Annotated in this window: 17 protein-coding genes; 13 read left to right on the top strand and 4 right to left on the bottom strand. The window is 68.3% G+C overall.

The annotated features are described in order from the left end of the window. Nucleotides 1-78 precede the first annotated feature (78 nt). Nucleotides 79-618 carry an AAA family ATPase gene (locus tag G361_RS0133650; protein ID WP_036496337.1) on the top strand — a complete coding sequence of 180 codons (540 nt, stop codon included), beginning with the start codon at nt 79-81 and terminating at the stop codon, nt 616-618. 22 nt (nt 619-640) lie between these two features. Here G361_RS0133650 and G361_RS0133645 read toward each other — a convergent pair whose 3' ends face one another. The 3 genes from G361_RS0133645 to G361_RS0133635 form a co-directional block, all read right to left on the bottom strand. Then, complete coding sequence (locus tag G361_RS0133645) at nt 641-1,300, bottom strand: O-methyltransferase (RefSeq protein WP_026343820.1); 660 nt, start codon at nt 1,298-1,300, stop codon at nt 641-643. A gap of 94 nt (nt 1,301-1,394) precedes the next feature. Further along, nucleotides 1,395-2,504 carry an acyl-CoA dehydrogenase family protein gene (locus tag G361_RS0133640; protein WP_019931539.1) on the bottom strand — a complete coding sequence of 370 codons (1,110 nt, stop codon included), beginning with the start codon at nt 2,502-2,504 and terminating at the stop codon, nt 1,395-1,397. Between the two features lie 22 nt (nt 2,505-2,526). After that, on the bottom strand, nt 2,527-3,708 hold the full coding sequence (locus G361_RS0133635) for an acyl-CoA dehydrogenase family protein (protein ID WP_019931538.1): 1,182 nt from the start codon (nt 3,706-3,708) through the stop codon (nt 2,527-2,529). Between the two features lie 148 nt (nt 3,709-3,856). On the opposite strand from G361_RS0133635, the gene G361_RS0133630 reads away from it, so the two are divergent. The 12 genes from G361_RS0133630 (at nt 3,857) to G361_RS0133575 (ending at nt 15,914) form a co-directional block, all read left to right on the top strand. Next, nucleotides 3,857-4,045, top strand: a complete 189-nt coding sequence (locus G361_RS0133630; protein ID WP_019931537.1) for a ferredoxin — start codon at nt 3,857-3,859, stop codon at nt 4,043-4,045. Between the two features lie 43 nt (nt 4,046-4,088). Further along, nucleotides 4,089-4,991 (top strand): 3-oxoacyl-ACP reductase, encoded by a 903-nt coding sequence (locus G361_RS0133625; RefSeq protein ID WP_026343819.1) that lies wholly within the window; start codon nt 4,089-4,091, stop codon nt 4,989-4,991. Between the two features lie 316 nt (nt 4,992-5,307). Continuing rightward, the gene (locus tag G361_RS0133620; protein ID WP_019931535.1) at nt 5,308-6,072 is read left to right on the top strand and encodes an ABC transporter permease; all 765 of its coding nucleotides are present in this window, start codon (nt 5,308-5,310) and stop codon (nt 6,070-6,072) included. Nucleotides 6,073-6,076: 4 nt separating this feature from the next. Continuing rightward, complete coding sequence (locus G361_RS0133615) at nt 6,077-6,928, top strand: ABC transporter permease (RefSeq protein ID WP_026343818.1); 852 nt, start codon at nt 6,077-6,079, stop codon at nt 6,926-6,928. 86 nt (nt 6,929-7,014) lie between these two features. After that, a complete protein-coding gene (locus G361_RS0133610) occupies nt 7,015-8,148 on the top strand; it encodes an MCE family protein (RefSeq protein ID WP_231387215.1) in 1,134 nt (377 codons plus the stop codon). Next, nucleotides 8,145-9,176: an MCE family protein gene (locus G361_RS0133605; RefSeq protein ID WP_019931532.1), complete on the top strand. Its 1,032-nt coding sequence runs from the start codon at nt 8,145-8,147 to the stop codon at nt 9,174-9,176. The genes G361_RS0133610 and G361_RS0133605 overlap by 4 nt, the downstream gene beginning before the upstream one ends. Continuing rightward, complete coding sequence (locus G361_RS0133600) at nt 9,173-10,237, top strand: MCE family protein (RefSeq protein WP_019931531.1); 1,065 nt, start codon at nt 9,173-9,175, stop codon at nt 10,235-10,237. Before G361_RS0133605 ends, G361_RS0133600 begins: the two co-directional genes overlap by 4 nt. Further along, complete coding sequence (locus G361_RS0133595) at nt 10,234-11,517, top strand: MCE family protein (RefSeq protein ID WP_019931530.1); 1,284 nt, start codon at nt 10,234-10,236, stop codon at nt 11,515-11,517. The genes G361_RS0133600 and G361_RS0133595 overlap by 4 nt, the downstream gene beginning before the upstream one ends. Continuing rightward, nucleotides 11,514-12,827, top strand: a complete 1,314-nt coding sequence (locus tag G361_RS0133590; RefSeq protein ID WP_019931529.1) for an MCE family protein — start codon at nt 11,514-11,516, stop codon at nt 12,825-12,827. Before G361_RS0133595 ends, G361_RS0133590 begins: the two co-directional genes overlap by 4 nt. Beyond that, entirely contained in the window at nt 12,824-14,236 is a 1,413-nt protein-coding gene (locus G361_RS0133585; protein ID WP_019931528.1) for an MCE family protein, read from the top strand. The genes G361_RS0133590 and G361_RS0133585 overlap by 4 nt, the downstream gene beginning before the upstream one ends. Before the next feature lie 557 nt (nt 14,237-14,793). After that, the gene (locus G361_RS45835) at nt 14,794-15,426 is read left to right on the top strand and encodes a hypothetical protein (protein WP_019931527.1); all 633 of its coding nucleotides are present in this window, start codon (nt 14,794-14,796) and stop codon (nt 15,424-15,426) included. Continuing rightward, nucleotides 15,423-15,914 carry a hypothetical protein gene (locus G361_RS0133575; protein WP_019931526.1) on the top strand — a complete coding sequence of 164 codons (492 nt, stop codon included), beginning with the start codon at nt 15,423-15,425 and terminating at the stop codon, nt 15,912-15,914. The genes G361_RS45835 and G361_RS0133575 overlap by 4 nt, the downstream gene beginning before the upstream one ends. A 31-nt stretch (nt 15,915-15,945) precedes the next feature. Here the strand turns inward: G361_RS0133575 and G361_RS0133570 are convergent, their stop codons facing one another. Further along, nucleotides 15,946-17,475, bottom strand: coding sequence for a trehalose-6-phosphate synthase (locus G361_RS0133570; RefSeq protein ID WP_036496332.1), 1,530 nt, complete (start codon nt 17,473-17,475; stop codon nt 15,946-15,948). Nucleotides 17,476-17,497 lie beyond the last annotated feature (22 nt).

Raw genomic sequence — 17,497 nt, 5'->3', positions numbered from 1 at the left:
CCAGGGTGCGCAGCACATCGGGATTCGGGTCGGCCGTCGGGTGGACACCGCTGGCCGGTGAGCGGCTACCGTACCGGCATGTCCGATCCCGATAGCGGCGTGTACCTGATCACCGGGATTCAGGCGGCCGGTAAGTCGACCGTGGCGCAGGCGCTGGCCGAGCGGCTGCCCCGCTCGGTGCATGTGCGCGGGGATGTGTTCCGGCGCTTCGTGATCGGTGGCCGGGCGGAGATGTCGCCCGATCCGTCGGACGAGGCGCTCGACCAGTTGCGGCTGCGTCATCGTCTCGCCGCGCGGGTCGCCGACGACTATGCCGCCGCCGGATTCACCGTGGTGCTGCAGGACGTGGTGCTGGGTGCGATGCTGCCGTACCTGATCGGGCACATCCGGACCCGGCCGCTGCGGGTCGTCGTCCTGGCGCCGCGGCCGGAGGTGGTGGCGCGGCGTGAGGCCGGTCGTCCGAAGCGCGCCTACGGCCCGTTCACCGTCGAGGATCTGGACGCCGGTCTGCATCGCGATACGCCGCGGCTGGGTCTCTGGCTCGACACCTCGGACCTCACCGTCGAGCAGACCGTCGACGAAATCCGTACCCGCGCACAGCCGCTGGTGGTGGACTAGCGCGCGGGCCGGATCGGCCGGATCAGCCGATGCGCAGGGCTACCTCCACGCCGGGCTGGGTGGCGGAGGAGAGGTAGCCGGGGCCGCCGCGCAGGTATTCCATCAGTTCGGGGCTGGAATCGGAGTTGTCGGCGATGACGAGGGCGCCGGGGGCGAGGCGCGGCTCGAGCAGCCGCACGATGTCCAGGTACATATGCTTGGCGCCGTCCAGGAACAGGATGTCGACGCCGGCGGGTACATCGCGGGCCAGGGTCTCCATGGCGTCGCCGAGCCGGATCTCCACCAGATCGTCGAGCTGGGCCTCGGTCAGCGAGGCGAGGGCCGCCTGCGCCTTGGATTCGACGAATTCGGTGCCGATCACGCGGCCGCCGCCGTTGTCCCGGACCGCCGCGGCCAGGCACAGGGTGGACAGGCCGAAGGAGGTGCCGAATTCCACCACGGTCTTGGCGTGCCGGGTGCGGGCCAGGATGTACAGCAACTTCGCGGTCTCGGGACGGACCGCGAGGTACAGGTCCTTGGCGTCCTCCTCGAAGAAGGTCCGCCAGTTCTCCGGCTCGGGACGTCGCCCCTGGTCGGCGGACCAGTTCTCCCAGCGGGCGCGCATCGTCTCGCGCTGGTCGTCGACGTCGGCCTGCATCCGGGCGAGGACATCGGCCGCGGGGGAGCTCGTCAGAGTCGTCATGGCTACCAGCATCACACGACTCGGCCGCCGCGCGGTGTCCCAGCGGCCGTTCACAGCAGACCCGAAGGTCTCATATGCGCGCCGGGCCGGTGATTCAGTCGCGGGCCAGCAGCGCGCCGAGGGCGCGCAGATGGTCGGTGGCGCCGCCGAGCGCGAACTCGTTGTGCTTGGCGGCGATGAAGTAGTTGTGCACGATGTGGTCGCGGTCGATGCCGACACCGCCGTGCACGTGGACGGCGGTGTGGGCGACGCGGTGACCGGCGTCGGCGGCCCAGAACTTGGCGGTGTGGATCTCGGCGGTGGCGTCGAGCTCCTCGGACAGCCGCCAGGCCGCCTGGGTCACGGCCAGGCGCAGGCCCTGGACGTCGATGTAGCCGTCGGCGAGGCGCTGCGCGACCGCCTGGAAGCTGCCGATCTTGCGGCCGAACTGCTCACGCTCGCGCGCGTAGTCGGCGACCAGTTCGAGCGCGCGCTCCACCGTGCCGAGTTGCCCGGCGGCCAGGCCGAGCCAGGCGCGGTCCAGCAGCCAGGCGACCGCGCCGTCGTCCACGGCGCCGATCAATTCGGCCGGGGCCGAGTCGAATTCGAGTTCGGATTCCGGGGTCTTGTCCACCACGAGCTGTTCCGCCGACCGGACGCCGGGGCCGGCGGGATCGGCCAGGAACAGCGCGACCTGTTCGCCCGAGGTGCCGGATATCGTGGCGGGCACCAGGATTCGCGAGGCGTGGGCCGCGTACGGGACCGCGGTCTTGGCGCCGGTCAGCAGCCAGCGGTCGCCGTCGGCGGTCGCGTGGGTGGTCGGCCGGGCCGGATCCCAGTTGCGTTCCTCGGCCAGCGCCACGGTCAGGATCTCCTCGCCCGCAGCGGCTTTCGCGGCCCGCTCGGCCTGGGCCGGCGAGCCGAAGCGGGCCAGCGCGGCGGCGCCGAGCGCGATCGACCACAGGTACGGCACGGCGGCGACGTGGCGGCCCAGTTCGCGCAGGATCGCGGTCTGCTCCAGCACGCCGAAATCGCTGCCGCCCAGCGCCTCCGGCAGTGTCGATGCCAGCACCCCGGTCTCGGCCAGCGACCGCCACAGCGGTTCGTCGAAACGGGCCGGCGCGTGGTCGAGTTCGCGCAGGCGGTCGGCGGTGACGAGTTTGCCGCACACTTCACCGGTCAGCCGGGTGAGATCCTGCTGAGCTTCGGTCGGCGTGAAATCCATTGTGATTACCTGGCTTTCGAGATCAGCGGGCGGCGGCGGGCTGGCGCAGGGCGGTCATGGCGATGATGTCGCGCTGCACCTCGTTGGTGCCGCCGCCGAAGGTGAGGATCAGGCAGGAGCGGTGCATCCGTTCCAGCCGCCCGCGCAGCAGTGCGCCCGGCGAATCCTGGCGCAGGTAGGCCTGCGGGCCGAGCACCTCCATCAGCAGTCGGTAGGCCTCCGTGGCGAGTTCGGTGCCGAGGACCTTGCAGGTGGAGGCATCCCACGGCCGCGGCGCGGACACGGGGGCCGACGCGATCTCCCAGTTCAGCAGCTTCAGGTATTCGACCTTGGCGTGCACCCGGGCCAGATTGATCTGCACCCATTCGCTGTCGATCACCCGCGCGCCGCGGGCGTCGCGGGACTCCCGGGCCCAGTCCAGGGTCTGGGCCAGGGCCAGTTGCAGCGAGCCCGCCGAGGTCAGCGCCACCCGTTCGTGATTGAGCTGATTGGTGACCAGCGACCAGCCGCCGTTCTCCGGGCCGACCAGCGCGGTCGCGGGGACCCGTACGTCCTGGTAGTAGGTGGCGCTGGTGTCGACCCCGGCCATGGTGTGCACCGGGGTCCAGGAGAAGCCCTCGGCCGTGGCCGGCACGATGAACATGCTGATGCCCTTGTGCTTCTTGGCCGTCGGATCGGTGCGCGCGGCCAGCCATACGTAGTCGGCGTAGGGGATCAGGCTGGTCCACATCTTCTGGCCGTTGATGATCCAGTCGTCGCCGTCGCGCACGGCGGCGGTGCGCAGGCTCGCGAGATCGGTGCCGGCGCCGGGTTCGGAGTAGCCGATGGAGAAGTGCAGTTCACCCGCCGCGATCTTGGGCAGGAAGAACTTCTTCTGCTCCGCGCTGCCGTAGTGCATGATCGTCGGCGCCACCGAGTTGATGGTCAGGAACGGCACCGGGGCACCGGCGATCGCGGCCTCGTCGGCGAAGATCAGCATGTCCAGCGTCGGGCGGTCCTGCCCGCCGTACTCCTTCGGCCAGCCCAGCGCGAGCCAGCCGGCCTGTCCCATCTCGCGGACGACCTCGCGATAGACGTTGCCGGTGCCGTATTCGCCGGTCTGCGCGGACAGCGCGGCCCGCCGCTCCGGCGTGATCAGCCGCGCGAAGTACTCGCGGAGTTCGGCACGCAGTTGCTCCTGCTGCTGGTTGTACGCGATCCGCATGGGTCACCTCGTCGTCGGTGGTCGTTGGGCCGATCATTGCACAAGGACTGGAACATGTTCCAGTATGAGGGTGCGATTCGGCACGATGGGCCGTCTCGGGCCGAACCGGGCTTGTAGGCTGGCGTCACCAGCGGCAAAGGAGTCATCAATGAAGCTCATCGTGGATTTCGACCAGTGCGAGGCCAATGGCATCTGCGTCGGAATCGCCCCGGACATCTTCGAACTCGATGATCAGGACTACCTGAACGTCAACGTGTCCGACGTGCCCGACGATCGCCTCGACGCGGTCCGCGAGGCGGTCGCCCAGTGCCCGAAGGCGGCGCTGCGGCTCGAGTGAGCCGCTCTTGCCGATAACTGAAACACGTTCTAGAGTCGGGCTCGTGAGCGAGCATGACGTGGACCTCTCCGGTCGAGTGGCAATCGTGACCGGAGCCGGTGCGGGCCTGGGGCGAGCCGAGGCGCTCGCACTGGCTCGCGCGGGCGCCGCGGTCGTGGTCAACGACCTGGCCGAGACCGAGGCCACCGCGGCCACCCTGGCCGAGATCCGGGAGCTCGGGGCGAAGGCCGAATTCGTGGCCGGCAGCGTGGCGGATCGCGCCACGGCCGATGCATTGATCGCAACGGCGGACGAAACGTTCGGCGGCGTGGATATCGTCGTCAACAACGCCGGAATTACGAGGGATCGAATGCTTTTTAATATGTCCGATGAGGATTGGGACGCGGTGATCGCGGTCCATCTGCGCGGGCATTTCCTGTTGTCGCGCAATGCCGCCGGGTACTGGCGTGGCAAGTCGAAAGAATCAGGTTCTCCGGTGTTCGGCCGGTTGATCAACACCTCTTCCGAGGCAGGTTTGACCGGTTCGCCGGGACAGGCCAACTATGCGGCGGCGAAGGCCGGTATCGCACAGTTGACCGTGTCGGCCGCGCGCGGTCTGGCCCGGATCGGCGTGCGGGCCAATGCCATCTGCCCGCGAGCGCGCACGGCGATGACCGAGCAGGTCTTCGCGCCGGCGCCGGACGCCGAGGTGGATCCGCTGTCGCCCGATCATGTCGCCCGGCTGGTCGCCTACCTGGCCACACCCGCCGCCGACGCGATCAACGGACAGGTCTTCGTCGTGTACGGCTCGACCGTCGCGTTGATGGCCGCGCCGGAGGTCGAGCGGTGGTTCGAGGCGGACGGTCCGCAGTTCTCGATCGCGGAACTGGCCGGCGCGCTCGGCACGCACTTCGCCGAACGGCCCGCCGAACGGATGTTTTCCGCGGCCGCCGCACTGCGACTCTGACGAATTTCCACACCGTCGCACGGAGACGGTCGTCGCCGAAAGGCGGTTGATCGGCGCTCGGGTCCTTGGTAGACATGGGGGTCGATGGCGCACTCGGGTTATTCGAACGGCATACTGTACGCCGTATGAACCTGTTCCAGTCCGTTGCACCGAGTCGGCAAGAAAAGAACAGCTGAAAAACGAGAATTCGCCTCCACATAGCGCGGTGAACGTGTTCTAATTGTGCAGGCGGGGCGGGGCAGTAACTCTTCGGAGCGGCCCGCTGCTGGGGTTCGATGCGCGACGCTGCGCAGGCACGGCAAGGAGGAATCGCGGAATGAACGAGGTCCTTGCCGTCCCGTTACGAGCGGTCGGCGGGTTCTTCGAACTCACCGCCGACGTGGCTCGCGCGGCGGTCCGGCGGCCCTTCCAGCGACGCGAATTCATCGATCAGGCCTGGTTCGTCGCTCGCGTCTCCATCGTTCCGACTCTGCTGGTGGCGATTCCGTTCACCGTGCTGGTGAGCTTCACCCTCAACATCCTGCTGCGGGAGATCGGTGCGGCCGATCTGTCCGGCGCGGGTGCGGCATTCGGGTCGATCACCCAGGTCGGGCCGATCGTGACGGTACTGATCGTGGCCGGCGCCGGCGCCACCGCGATCTGCGCGGACCTCGGCGCCCGCACCATCCGCGAGGAGATCGACGCGATGCGGGTACTCGGCATCGACCCGATCCATCGGCTGGTGGTGCCCCGCGTACTGGCCTCGATGTTCGTGGCGGCCTTGCTGAACGGGCTGGTCTCCACGATCGGCATCCTCGGCGGCTTCCTCTTCTCCGTCTTCCTGCAAGGGGTCAATCCGGGTGCGTTCGTGAACGGCATCACACTGCTGACGCATCTGCCCGAGCTCGTCATCTCCGAGGTGAAGGCCACGCTGTTCGGTCTGGTCGCCGGGCTGATGGCCTGCTACCTGGGCCTGAACGTCCGGGGTGGGCCCAAGAGCGTCGGCGACGCGGTCAATCAAACGGTGGTGTTCTCCTTCATGGCCCTGTTCGTGGTCAATGTCGTGGTCACCGCCGTCGGGATCAAGTTCACAGCGCGGTGATGGCATGGCCTTCGTGATCGAATCCAGGTTCCCGCGTACGGTACGTCGAGTGCGCAGGATGTCCGACTCCCTCGATGGTGTCGGCAGACACGCACAGTTCTACGCGAAGTCGCTGGCCTCGGTGCCGCGCGCGCTGATCCACTACCGCACCGAGACCATCCGGCTGATCGCCGAGATCAGCATGGGTACCGGCGCGCTGGCGGTGATCGGCGGCACGGTGGTGATCGTCGGCTTCCTGACCCTGTTCGCCGGCGGCACCATCGCGGTGCAGGGATACAGCTCGCTGGGCAATATCGGCGTCGAGGCGCTGACCGGGTTCTTCGCCGCCTTCATCAACGTCCGCATCGCGGCGCCGGTGATCTCCGGCATCGGTCTGGCCGCCACCATCGGCGCCGGCGCCACCGCGCAACTCGGCGCGATGCGGGTGGCCGAGGAGATCGACGCGCTGGAGTCCATGGCGATCCGGCCGGTGCCCTTCCTGATCGGCACCCGGGTGCTGGCGGGCATGATCGCGATCGTCCCGCTGTACGCACTGGCGGTGATCGCCTCCTTCGTCGCCAGCCGGTTCGCGACCGTCGACATCTACCACCAGTCCGCCGGCGTCTACGACCACTACTTCTCCACGTTCCTGATTCCCAGCGACATCCTCTGGTCGTTCGTGCAGGCGATCTTCATGGCCCTGGCGGTCATGCTGATCCACACCTACTACGGCTATCACGCCACCGGCGGTCCGGTCGGCGTCGGCGTCGCGGTCGGCAACGCGGTGCGCGCGTCGCTGGTCGCGGTGGTGACGGTGACCCTGCTCGTCTCGCTGGCCATCTACGGCACCTCCGGCAACTTCCATCTCTCGGGGTAGGCATGGCGGCGAACAAATTGGTCGAAAAGGACGGTGCTGGAAGAGTTTTCGGTGCCGGATGGAGTGTGAAACTGGCCGGGCTGGGCATGGTGCTGGCGCTGGTGGCGATCGTCGCGGTCGCGCTGACGATGTTCGCCGGCGGGTTCACCTCCACCGAGGCGGTCTACATCGACACCTCGCGCGCCGGACTGGTGCTCGATCCGGATGCCAAGGTCAAGATCCGGGGCGTGGAAATCGGCCGCGTGCAGAGTGTTTCGTACGCCGGTGACCGGGCCCGCCTGCGGCTGGCGATCGATCCGCACGAGTTGACGCTGGTACCGGCCAACGCCACCGTGGACATCCGCTCCACCACCGTGTTCGGCGCGAAGTACGTGAATTTCGCGGTGCCGGAACAACCCTCGGCGGACCATCTGCGGCCCGGCGCCACCGTGTCCGCGCAGGCGGTGACCGTCGAATTCAACACGCTGTTCCAGCATCTCAGCGATGTGCTGGCGAAGGTGCAGCCGGAGAAGCTCAATGCGACCCTGACCGCCCTCGGCACCGCCCTGCAGGGCCGCGGCGACGAACTGGGCCGGCTGCTCGCCGACTCCGATCACTATCTGCGCGACATCAATCCGAGCCTGCCGGACCTGCAACGGGATCTGCAGACCTCGGTCCCGGTGACGGAGCTGTACGCAGACACCGCCCCCGATCTGCTGCGGACCACCGACAACGCGGCGGTGACGAGCCGGACGCTGGTGCGGCATCAGGACGATCTGGACGCGGTGCTGCTGAACGTGATCGGCCTCGCCGACACCACCGGATCGGTGTTGCGGGACAACGAGACTCAACTGGTCAGCGCGCTGGATCTGTTGCGGCCCACCAGCGAACTGCTCGACGAGTACAGCCCGGAGCTGTACTGCCTGGTCGTCGGCGTGGCCGATGCGCTGCCGGTGGCGAACCAGATCTTCGGCGGGCAGGGCCCGTGGGTGAATCTGAACGCCAGCTTCATGCCCGGCGGCGAGCCGTACAAGTACCCGAAGGACCTGCCGAAGGTGAACGCCACCGGCGGCCCGCACTGCGAGGGCATCCTGGACCGGGTGCCCGGCAGCCATTCCGACTACCTGGTCACCGACACCTCGCAGGGTGAGGTGTGGACGCCCAGCCTGGACTCGCATTCCAACGGGGCCAGGGTGTTCCAGTTGCTGTTCGCCGGACTGCCGGGGGTGCCCAACCCATGAGAGTCAAACCGCACGCCAGCACCGTGAAGCTCGGAATCTTCACCCTGGTGATGCTGCTCGTCCTGGCGCTGCTGGCGGTGATCTTCAGCCAGATGCGGTTCGCCCGGGAGAACGGCTATCACGCGGTGTTCACCAGTTCGTCCGGGATGCTGCCCGGTGCGAAGGTGCGCATCGCGGGTGTCCCGGTGGGCTCGGTGTCGCGGGTGTCGGTGGGCCGGGATCATCTCGCGCACGTCGACTTCGACGTCGATCGGCAGTACCGGCTGTACACCAGTACCCGGGCGACCATCCGCTACGAGAATCTGGTCGGCGACCGGTATCTGGAGCTGATGGAGGGGCCGGGTACCGCGCAGACCATGTCGTCCGGCGGCACCCTCGGCGTCGACCGGACCAAACCGGCGCTGGATCTGGACCTGCTGCTCGGCGGCTTCAAACCGTTGCTGCGCGGGCTGGATCCGGCGCAGGTGAATGATCTGACCAGCGCGCTGTTGCAGGTGTTCCAGGGTCAGGGCGGCACGCTGGTCGCGCTGCTGAACAGCTCGGGCTCGTTCGCGAAGACCCTCGCCGATCGGGATGCGCTGATCGGCAGCGTCATCGACAACCTGAAGACGGTGCTGGCCACCCTGGACAGCCGCGACAAGGAATTCGACACCACGCTCACCGAACTGCAACGGCTGGTCAGCGGGCTGGCCGCGGACAAGGATCCGATCGGCGCGGCACTGCCGCGGCTGGCCGGTGCGACCGGTGACCTCACCGCCCTGTTGCAGGAGGCGCGGCCGGATCTGAAGGCGGACTTCGATCAGCTGGGCCGGTTGTCGGGCAACCTCGACGAGCGCTCCGCCGACGTGCAGTGGGTGCTGGACAAACTGCCGGACACCTACAAGAAGCTGGTGCGTATCGGTTCCTACGGGTCCTTCCTCAACATGTACGTCTGCGGCACGAACTTCCTGATCGACGGCCCGGACGGCAAGCCGATGCATGTGAACCTGCCCGGATTACAGACCACGGGGAGGTGTTCCGACCAGTGAGCGAGCAGCGTTCCACCCTGGCCACCGTCGGCATCATCGGCATCGTCGTCGCGGCGACCGTCTCGCTGTCGGCCCTGCAGTTCGACCGGCTGCCGTTCGTCCGCTCCGGCGTCGAGCACTCCGCCTACTTCGCCGATGCCGGTGGGCTGATGGACGGCGATCCGGTGCAGGTCGCGGGGGTGCGCTCCGGCCGGGTCGAACGGGTGCGGCTGGCCGGCGCGAAGGTGCTGGTGACCTTCAGCCTGGACGATTCGATCGTGCTGGGTAAGCAGACCACCGCCGCGATCAAGACCAACACCGTACTGGGCCGCAAATCCCTCGAGGTGGTACCCACCGGCGACGGGGTGATTCGTGGTGACGATCCGATTCCGTTGGCGCGCACCACTTCTCCGTATTCACTGAACGACGCGCTGGGTGATCTGGCCGGTACCGTCAAGGGCCTGGACACCGATCGGGTGAATCAGACCCTGGACGCCCTCTCCGGCGCCTTCGCCGACACCCCGGCCCCGCTGCGCGGCGCGCTGGACGGCGTGACCGCCCTCTCGCGCAGCCTCAACGCCCGCGACAAGGCGCTGACCGAACTGCTGGCGCACGCGCAGGACGTCACCAAGGTGCTCGCGAGCCGCTCCGATCAGATCAACGCACTGCTGCTCGACGGCAACGATCTGCTCGGTGAGCTCAACGCTCGCAGGGCGGCGCTGAGCCAGCTGATCGTGAACGTGAACGGGCTGGCCCAGCAGCTGAGCGGATTCGTCGCCGACAACGAGGCCTCGTTGAAACCCACACTGGACAAACTGAATTCGGTGCTGGCGCTGTTGCAGCGGAACAAGGACAACCTCGGCAAGGCGCTCGACTCGCTCGGGCCGTTCGCCGCCGCGCTGGGGGAGCAGGTCGGCAGCGGGCCGTACTTCCAGGCGTACGTGTCCAACGCGACCAGCCTCACGCTGCGGGTGCTGGTCGACGCGCTGGTATGGCCGGATCACGTGCCGGAGTCGTTGAACGACTACATCAATCACCCGCCGTTGTCGGTCGGTCCGTCGATCCAGGAGCCGCCGCGATGAGCATGGTCAGCAGGGTCCGGGATTCGCGGGTGGGCCGGTTGCCGCGGTGGGTGCGGATCGCCGCCGCGGTGGTGGTCGTCGCGCTGGTCGGCTGGGGCGCCTACGGCGTACTCGCCGATATCGGGAAGAAGCATGTCACCGCGTATTTCACGAGTACCAACGGGTTGTACGCCGGTGACGAGATCCGGGTACTCGGGGTGAAGGTCGGGCGGATCGACTCGATCCGGCCGGGCCGCGACCGCGCCACGGTGAAGCTCACGGTGGATCGCGGCGTCGACCTGCCGGCGGACGCGCGCGCGGTGATCATCTCGCCCTCGCTGGTGTCGGCGCGGTTCATCCAGCTCGCGCCCGCCTACACCGGCGGCCCGAAGTTGCGCGACCGCGCAGAGATCCCGGCCGAGCGCACCGCGATCCCGGTCGAATGGGACGACATCAAGGCCGAACTGTCCAAGCTGTCCCAGGCGCTCGGCCCGATCGGCGACGACAAGCAGGGTTCGTTCGGGCGGTTCGTGAACACCGCCGCCGACAATCTCGCCGACGGCAACGCGCAGGCGTTGCGCGACACCCTGCACGAACTGTCCAGCACGTTGAACACCCTCTCGGACGGGCGCACCGACCTGTTCGGCACCGTGCGCAATCTGCAGCAGTTCGTCGACGTGCTGTCCAAGAGCAACGACCAGATCGTGCAGTTCGGCGGCCGGCTGGCCTCGGTCTCCTCGGTACTGGCCGGGGTGTCCACGGATCTCGGTACCGGACTGGACAATCTGGACTCCGCGGTGGCCGATGTGAAGCGGTTCCTGGACGAGCGCGGCGGGCAGCTGACCGAGAGCGTGCAGCGACTCGCCGATGCCACCCAGGTGCTCGCCGACAAGCGCGACGATCTGGCGCGGGTGCTGCACGCGGGCCCCACGGCGCTGGCGAACTTCTACCAGATCTACAAGCCCGCACAGGGTTCGCTGACCGGCGCGGTGGTCGGCGTCAATGCCGCCAATCCGTTCGCCTTCCTCTGCGGGGCGATCGAGGGTATCGAGAACCACGACTCCGATCGGTCCGGTGCGCTGTGCCGGCAGTACCTGGCCCCGGTGATCCAGTCGCTGATGATGAACTATCCACCGCTGCTGGTGAATCCGGCCTCCGGGCAGGGCGCGTTCCCGAATCAGCTCACCTACAGCACGCCCGATCTGGCCGACCGGATGCAGGCGCAGAACCAACCGCCCGCCGCACCGGTCTCGGTGCCGACGGACTTCCTGGGTCTCGCGATTCCGGGAGGTACGCGATGAACACTCGAATCCGGCTGGCCGGGGCCGTGATCGGCCTCGCGGTCCTGCTGACCGCGACCGGCTGTCAGTGGGACGGGCTGAACACGCTGCCGATGCCGGGTGCGGCCGGCACCGGCGCGGGGTCCTGGCAGGTACGCATCCAGATGCCGAATGTCACGACGCTGACCCGTAATTCGCCGGTGAAGGTGGACGACGTCACCGTCGGCACGGTCACCGACATCACGGTCGAGGGCTGGCACGCGCTGGTCACCGTGAGCCTGGACAAGGATGTGCGGTTGCCGGAGAACGCCACCGCGCGGATCGGCCAGACCAGCCTGCTGGGCAGTAATCACGTCGAGCTGGCGGCCCCGAAAGATGTTGCGCCGCAAGGACAATTGCACAACGGTGACGTGATACCGCTGGAGCGGGCGGGCGACTATCCGACCACCGAGCAGGTGCTGTCCTCGTTGTCGGTGGTACTCAACGGCGGCGGTATCTCGCAGCTGGAGACCATCACCCACGAACTGGACGCCACCTTCCACGGCCGCCAGGACGACATCCGGGATCTGCTGCCCCAATTGTCCACGCTCACAACGACGTTGAATCAGCAGACTGCCGACATCATCGCGGCCATGAGCGGCCTGGACCGGTTCGCCGGGGTCCTGGCCCGGCAGAAGGACGACCTGACCACCGCGATCACGCAGATCCACCCGGCGCTGACCGTCCTCGCGGACCGGCGGGAGAACATCACGAAAACCCTGACCGCGCTGGGCGATCTGAGCGATGTGGTGCAGCGGATCATCGCGAACTCCGGCGCGAACCTCACCGCCGATCTCGCGCATCTGCGGCCCGCGTTGCAGTCGCTGGCCGATACCGGGACCAAACTGGCCGACTCGCTGCAGATCCTGCTCACCTTCCCGTTCCCGTTGAAGAATCTCGACAACGCGTTGAAGGGTGACTACCTGAATCTGCTGATGACGGTGGACATCACGGGTGCGCGGCTGGATTCCAACTTCCTCACCGGAACCGCGCTCGGCGGCCGCTTCGGCGGGGTGGAGGGCGCGCTCGGCGCCTTCGCCGGAACCGCGGAGGGTAAGGGCGATCCGGTGACCGGGCCGTTGCAGGCGCCGCCGCCCACGCCCGCGCCGGCCCCGAGTATTCCCGGGCTGCCGCCGATTCCGGGCCTGCCCGCGATTCCGGGGCTCACGGTGCCCGCGCCGCAGGCGCCCGCGGCCGCACCCGCACCGCCGGATTCCGCACCGGCGCCGGGACCCGATTCCGCACCGGCGAACCCGGCTCCCGACGTGCCCGGAGGGGGGACGGATCGATGAAGCTCACCCGGTTCGTACGCAATCAGCTGGTCATCTTCGCGGTGCTGACCGTCGTCGGCCTGCTCGTGATGGCGGGCAGCTATGTGCATCTGCCCGCGATGTTCGGGGTCGGCCGCTACGGGGTCACCGTGCGGCTGAGCGCGACCGGGGGCCTGTACCCGAGCGCCAATGTCGCGTACCGCGGCACCAATATCGGCAAGGTGAGCGACGTCCGGCTCACGCCGACCGGGGTGGACGCGGTGCTGTCCATCGACAGTGACTACAAGGTGCCCCTCGACAGCGATGCCTACGTGCGCAGCGTCTCCGCGATCGGTGAGCAGTACGTGGATCTGGTGCCCGTCGAGAATCCCCAGGGCGGCATGCTGCACAACGGTTCGGTGATCGAGGTGGGGCGCACCCGGCTGCCGCAGGATGTCGGCGCGATGCTGGACCAGGCGGATCGGCTGCTGACCAGCGTCGCCGACACCAAACTGCGCGAGGTGATCGACGACGCCTTCGTCGCCTTCAACGGGGCCGGGCCGGACCTGCAGAAGTTCATCGACTCGGCGTCGCTGCTGGTGCAGGAGGCGCAGGCGAACACCGGGCAGACCAAGGATCTGCTGGAACGGATCGGGCCGCTGCTCGACACCCAGAACCGGTCCGCGGATTCGATCCGGGCCTGGACGCAGAACCTCGCGACCGTGACCGACCAACTGCGGCAGCATGATCCGTCGCTGGGGCAGCTGCTGGAGCGGACCCCGTCGGCGGCGCAGAAGGTGAGCTCCACCTTCCAGCAACTGAAACCCACACTGCCGCTGCTGTTGTCGAATCTGGTCAGCGTCGGGCAGGTCGGCGTCACGTATCACGCCGGGCTGGAACAGATCCTGGTGATCTATCCGCCGCTGATCGCCGCGCTGCTGACGGTGATCCGCGGCCCGGTCGAATACGGCGCGACGGTCGACTTCATGCTGGGCCTCAACGATCCGCCCGGCTGCCTGACCGGCTTCCTGCCCACCGGCCAGTGGCGTGCTCCCACCGCCACCGACCACCCCGACATCCAGGGCGATCTGTACTGCAAGGTGCCGCAGGACGCCAAGGAAGCGGTGCGCGGTATCCGCAACACCCCGTGCGCGGATGTGCCCGGGAAGCGCGCGCCGACGCCGGAGCTGTGCCACGACCCGCAGGGCTATGTTCCGGAGGGGGACAACCCGCCGTTCCAGACGCCTGCCGCGGCGGGCTCGCCGCCGGACGACCAGCCGGGCGCTCCGGGGCAGACCCATCCGGCGGCCGTGTCCACCTCCCGGGACCCCGTCAGCGGAACCTTCGTCGGCCCCGACGGCCGGACCTATCACCAAGGTGACGTCGGTCCCGACGGATCCGGGAGAGTACCGTCCACCTGGCAGGCGATGTTCGAGGAGCCACTGCGATGAGCGACAGCAGAAGGAACAGCGGACTATCCCGGCGGCGCGCGAGCCGCCGGGCGGGGCCTCCGGTGGAGGAGCCCGGCACCGCCGTCGCATCGGGGAGCGGCCCGGTCAGCGGGTCGACTGCGGCTCGTACCGATTCGGCCACCGCTTCGGCTCCGACCGCGCTCGATTCGGCCACCGCTTCGGCTCCGACCGCGCTCGATTCGGCCACCGCTTCGGCTCCGACCGCGCTCGATTCGGCCATCGCTTCGGCTGCGGCCGGGCCTGGTCCGGCTATCGCTTCGGCTGCGGCCGGGCCTGGTCCGGCTATCGCTTCGGCTGCGGCCGGGCCTGGTCCGGCTATCGCTTCGGCTGCGGCCGGGCCTGGTCCGGCTATCGCTTCGGCTGCGGCCGGGCTTGATCCGGCGACCGCTTCGGCTGCGGCCGCGCTCGGTCCGGCGACCGCTTCGGCTCCGGCCGGGCCCGGTCCGGCCATCGAATCCGCCGAGTCCGATCCGGCGACCGAGTCTGCGTCAGCGCATGGTGTTCCGGAGCCGGGGAAGGTCTATCGGTCCACGGGTGTGGATGCGGAGGCCGAGGATGCCGTCGACGAGGGCGAGTCGGCGTGGACCTACATCGACCTCACGACGGCTCGACCGGCGCCGCGGCCGGATGTCGCGACAGCGGCGGATCCCACCGCCGACAGCGCGACCGTCCACCGGAGCCTCGGGGTGCTCGGCTGGGCCGCCGCGGTGGTGGCGGTGTTGTCGCTGGTGCTGCTGCTGGGGGCCGGTGGCGTGTTCGTCTATCACCAGCGGCACGCGGATGCGATGGCGGAGCGGCGCACCGAATACGTGCAGACCGCCAAGCAGGCCATCCTCAACCTCACCAACATCCAGGACGATACGGCCTCCGCGGATATCGACCGGGTGCTGTCGGTCTCGTCCGGGCAGCTGAAGGCCGAATACTCTTCGCAGAAGGACGCGTACGCGAAGGTCGTGCAGCAGGCCAAGGTGAAGGCGCACGGCGAGATCGTCGAGGCGGCGCTGGAGAGCGAGGACGCCGGCACCGGCCGGGTGCTGGTCGCCGCGACCCAGACCCTCACCAACGCCGGATCGGCCCAGCCGCAGCAGCGCACCTACCGGTTCCGGGTCACGGTGACCCGCGACGACAGCGGCACCGTCACCGCCTCGGAAGTGGAGTTCGTGGCATGAACCTCGGAACGAAACGCATCGTGCTGGTGGTCACGGCGGTCGTGCTGTTCGTCGCCGCGGTCGCGACCTCGGTGGTCGTCGGCTACCGATTCTGGTCGGATCGGGAGGCCGAGCAGGCCCGCGCCGCCTCCGCCACCGCCGCCCAGCGCACGCTGGAGTCGATCTTCACCTACGACTACCGGACCGTCGACAACGAATTGCCCAAGGCGGCAGACAATCTCACGCAAAACTTCCGCCACGACTACCTCATCCTGATCAAGAACGACATCGCGCCCGGGGCGAAGGAGAAGGAGCTGACCGTGCGGGCCACCGCCGAGGCGGTCGGCGTGATCTCCACCGAACGTTCGCACGCGGTGGTGCTGGCATATCTGAATCAGGTACTCACCAGCAAGGATTCGCCGCAGGGCTCGGTACTCAACACCAGGGTGCGGGTCAACCTCGACAAGGACGACGGGCACTGGCTGGTCCAGCGGATCGACCCGATCTAGCTCCCGGCGGCCTCCTCAGCGGCCGACACTACTACTCGGAGTCGTCGTCGCTGAGTAGGGCGCTGCCTGCGACGCGGTCCTGGGCCAGCGCCTCCAGGAAGGCTCGGGCCCAGCGGTCCACGTCGTGCGCGAGAACCTGCCGCCGCAGTGCGCGCATCCGGCGCCGGCGGGTGTCGGCGTCGTCGCCGATGGCGTGCAGGATCGCTTCCTTCACGCTCTCCAGATCGTGCGGATTGCACAGGTAGGACTGCCGCAATTCCGCTGCCGCGCCGGTGAATTCGCTCAGCACCAGGGCGCCGTTGAGGCCGCTGTGGCAGGCCACGTACTCCTTGGCGACCAGATTCATGCCGTCGCGCAGCGGCGTCACCAGCATCACGTCCGCGGCGACGAAGAACGAGACCAGTTCCTCACGCGGGATCGGCCGGTGCAGATAGTGCACGAACGGGTAACCGACGCGGGAGAATTCGCCGTTGATGCGGCCCACCTGGCGTTCGATATCGCTGCGCATCTGGATGTAGCTCTCGACGCGCTCGCGGCTCGGGGTGGCGAGCTGCACCATCACCGTCTCCGCAGGGTCGATCTTGCCCTCCTGCAACAACTCCTCCAGCGCGGCGAGCCGGATGTCGATGCCCTTGGTGTAGTCGAGCCGGTCGACGCCGAGAAGGATGTTCTTGGGATTGCCGAGTTCCGCGCGGATCTGCGCGCCGCGCTCGCGCACCGACCGCCGCCGCGAGTACTCGTCCAGTTCGGCCGAGGCGATCGAGATCGGGAAGGCGCCCACCCGCACGGTGCGGAAACCCACCTGCACCACACCCATTTTCGCGCGCACGCCGACCGTGCCGCGCGAAGTGGGCTGCCCGGCAAGTCTTCTCGCGAGATACAGGAAGTTCTGCGCGCCGCCGGGCAGATGGAAGCCGATCAGGTCGGCGCCGAGCAGGCCCTCGACCAGCTCTGTGCGCCAAGGCATCTGGAGGAACAGCTCGATCGGCGGGAACGGGATGTGCAGGAAGAAGCCGATGGTCAGATCGGGCCGCAGCATGCGCAACATCTTGGGCACCAGCTGCAACTGGTAGTCCTGCACCCACACCGTCGCGCCCTCGGCGGCCACCTTCGCCGTGTACTCCGCGAAACGGCGGTTCACGTCCACGTAGGCGGTCCACCAGCGGCGGTGGTACTCCGGCCGCACGATCACGTCGTGGTACAGCGGCCACAGCGTGCCGTTGGAGAACCCCTCGTAGTAGTCGGCGACCTCCTCGGCCGACAACGGCACCGGATACAGCTCCAGGCCGTCCTCGATGATCGGGTCCACGTCGACGTCGGGGACGCCGGCCCACCCCACCCAGGCGCCGTTGTTGCTGCGCAGCACCGGTTCCAGCGCCGTGACCAGACCGCCCGGGCTGCGCTTCCAGCGCTTGGTGCCGTCGGGCAGCCGCTCCAGATCAACCGGCAGACGATTGGCGACGACCACGAATCCGGAACCGGCGCTGCCGTGTCCTCCGGTCTCGGCGGCGTCCTCGTCCGGTTCGCCGGGTAAGGATAGGTCGGTCGGGGATTGGCTCATCTGGTCCACTGCTGGATCCTCC

It is taken from the genome of Nocardia sp. BMG111209, from assembly GCF_000381925.1.
Lineage (GTDB): Bacteria > Actinomycetota > Actinomycetes > Mycobacteriales > Mycobacteriaceae > Nocardia.
Note: the sequence above shows the minus strand (reverse complement) of the source record. Positions and strands in the feature narration are given on the sequence as shown.

Bases quoted from the DNA above. Each gene is read 5' to 3' on its own strand.
- G361_RS0133650 (WP_036496337.1), top strand. From the start codon at position 79: ATGTCCGATCCCGATAGCGGCGTGTACCTGATCACCGGGATTCAGGCG.
- G361_RS0133645 (WP_026343820.1), bottom strand. From the start codon at position 1,300: ATGACGACTCTGACGAGCTCCCCCGCGGCCGATGTCCTCGCCCGGATG.
- G361_RS0133640 (WP_019931539.1), bottom strand. From the start codon at position 2,504: ATGGATTTCACGCCGACCGAAGCTCAGCAGGATCTCACCCGGCTGACC.
- G361_RS0133635 (WP_019931538.1), bottom strand. From the start codon at position 3,708: ATGCGGATCGCGTACAACCAGCAGCAGGAGCAACTGCGTGCCGAACTC.
- G361_RS0133630 (WP_019931537.1), top strand. From the start codon at position 3,857: ATGAAGCTCATCGTGGATTTCGACCAGTGCGAGGCCAATGGCATCTGC.
- G361_RS0133620 (WP_019931535.1), top strand. From the start codon at position 5,308: ATGAACGAGGTCCTTGCCGTCCCGTTACGAGCGGTCGGCGGGTTCTTC.
- G361_RS0133615 (WP_026343818.1), top strand. From the start codon at position 6,077: ATGGCCTTCGTGATCGAATCCAGGTTCCCGCGTACGGTACGTCGAGTG.
- G361_RS0133610 (WP_231387215.1), top strand. From the start codon at position 7,015: ATGGTGCTGGCGCTGGTGGCGATCGTCGCGGTCGCGCTGACGATGTTC.
- G361_RS0133605 (WP_019931532.1), top strand. From the start codon at position 8,145: ATGAGAGTCAAACCGCACGCCAGCACCGTGAAGCTCGGAATCTTCACC.
- G361_RS0133595 (WP_019931530.1), top strand. From the start codon at position 10,234: ATGAGCATGGTCAGCAGGGTCCGGGATTCGCGGGTGGGCCGGTTGCCG.
- G361_RS0133590 (WP_019931529.1), top strand. From the start codon at position 11,514: ATGAACACTCGAATCCGGCTGGCCGGGGCCGTGATCGGCCTCGCGGTC.
- G361_RS0133585 (WP_019931528.1), top strand. From the start codon at position 12,824: ATGAAGCTCACCCGGTTCGTACGCAATCAGCTGGTCATCTTCGCGGTG.
- G361_RS0133575 (WP_019931526.1), top strand. From the start codon at position 15,423: ATGAACCTCGGAACGAAACGCATCGTGCTGGTGGTCACGGCGGTCGTG.
- G361_RS0133570 (WP_036496332.1), bottom strand. From the start codon at position 17,475: ATGAGCCAATCCCCGACCGACCTATCCTTACCCGGCGAACCGGACGAG.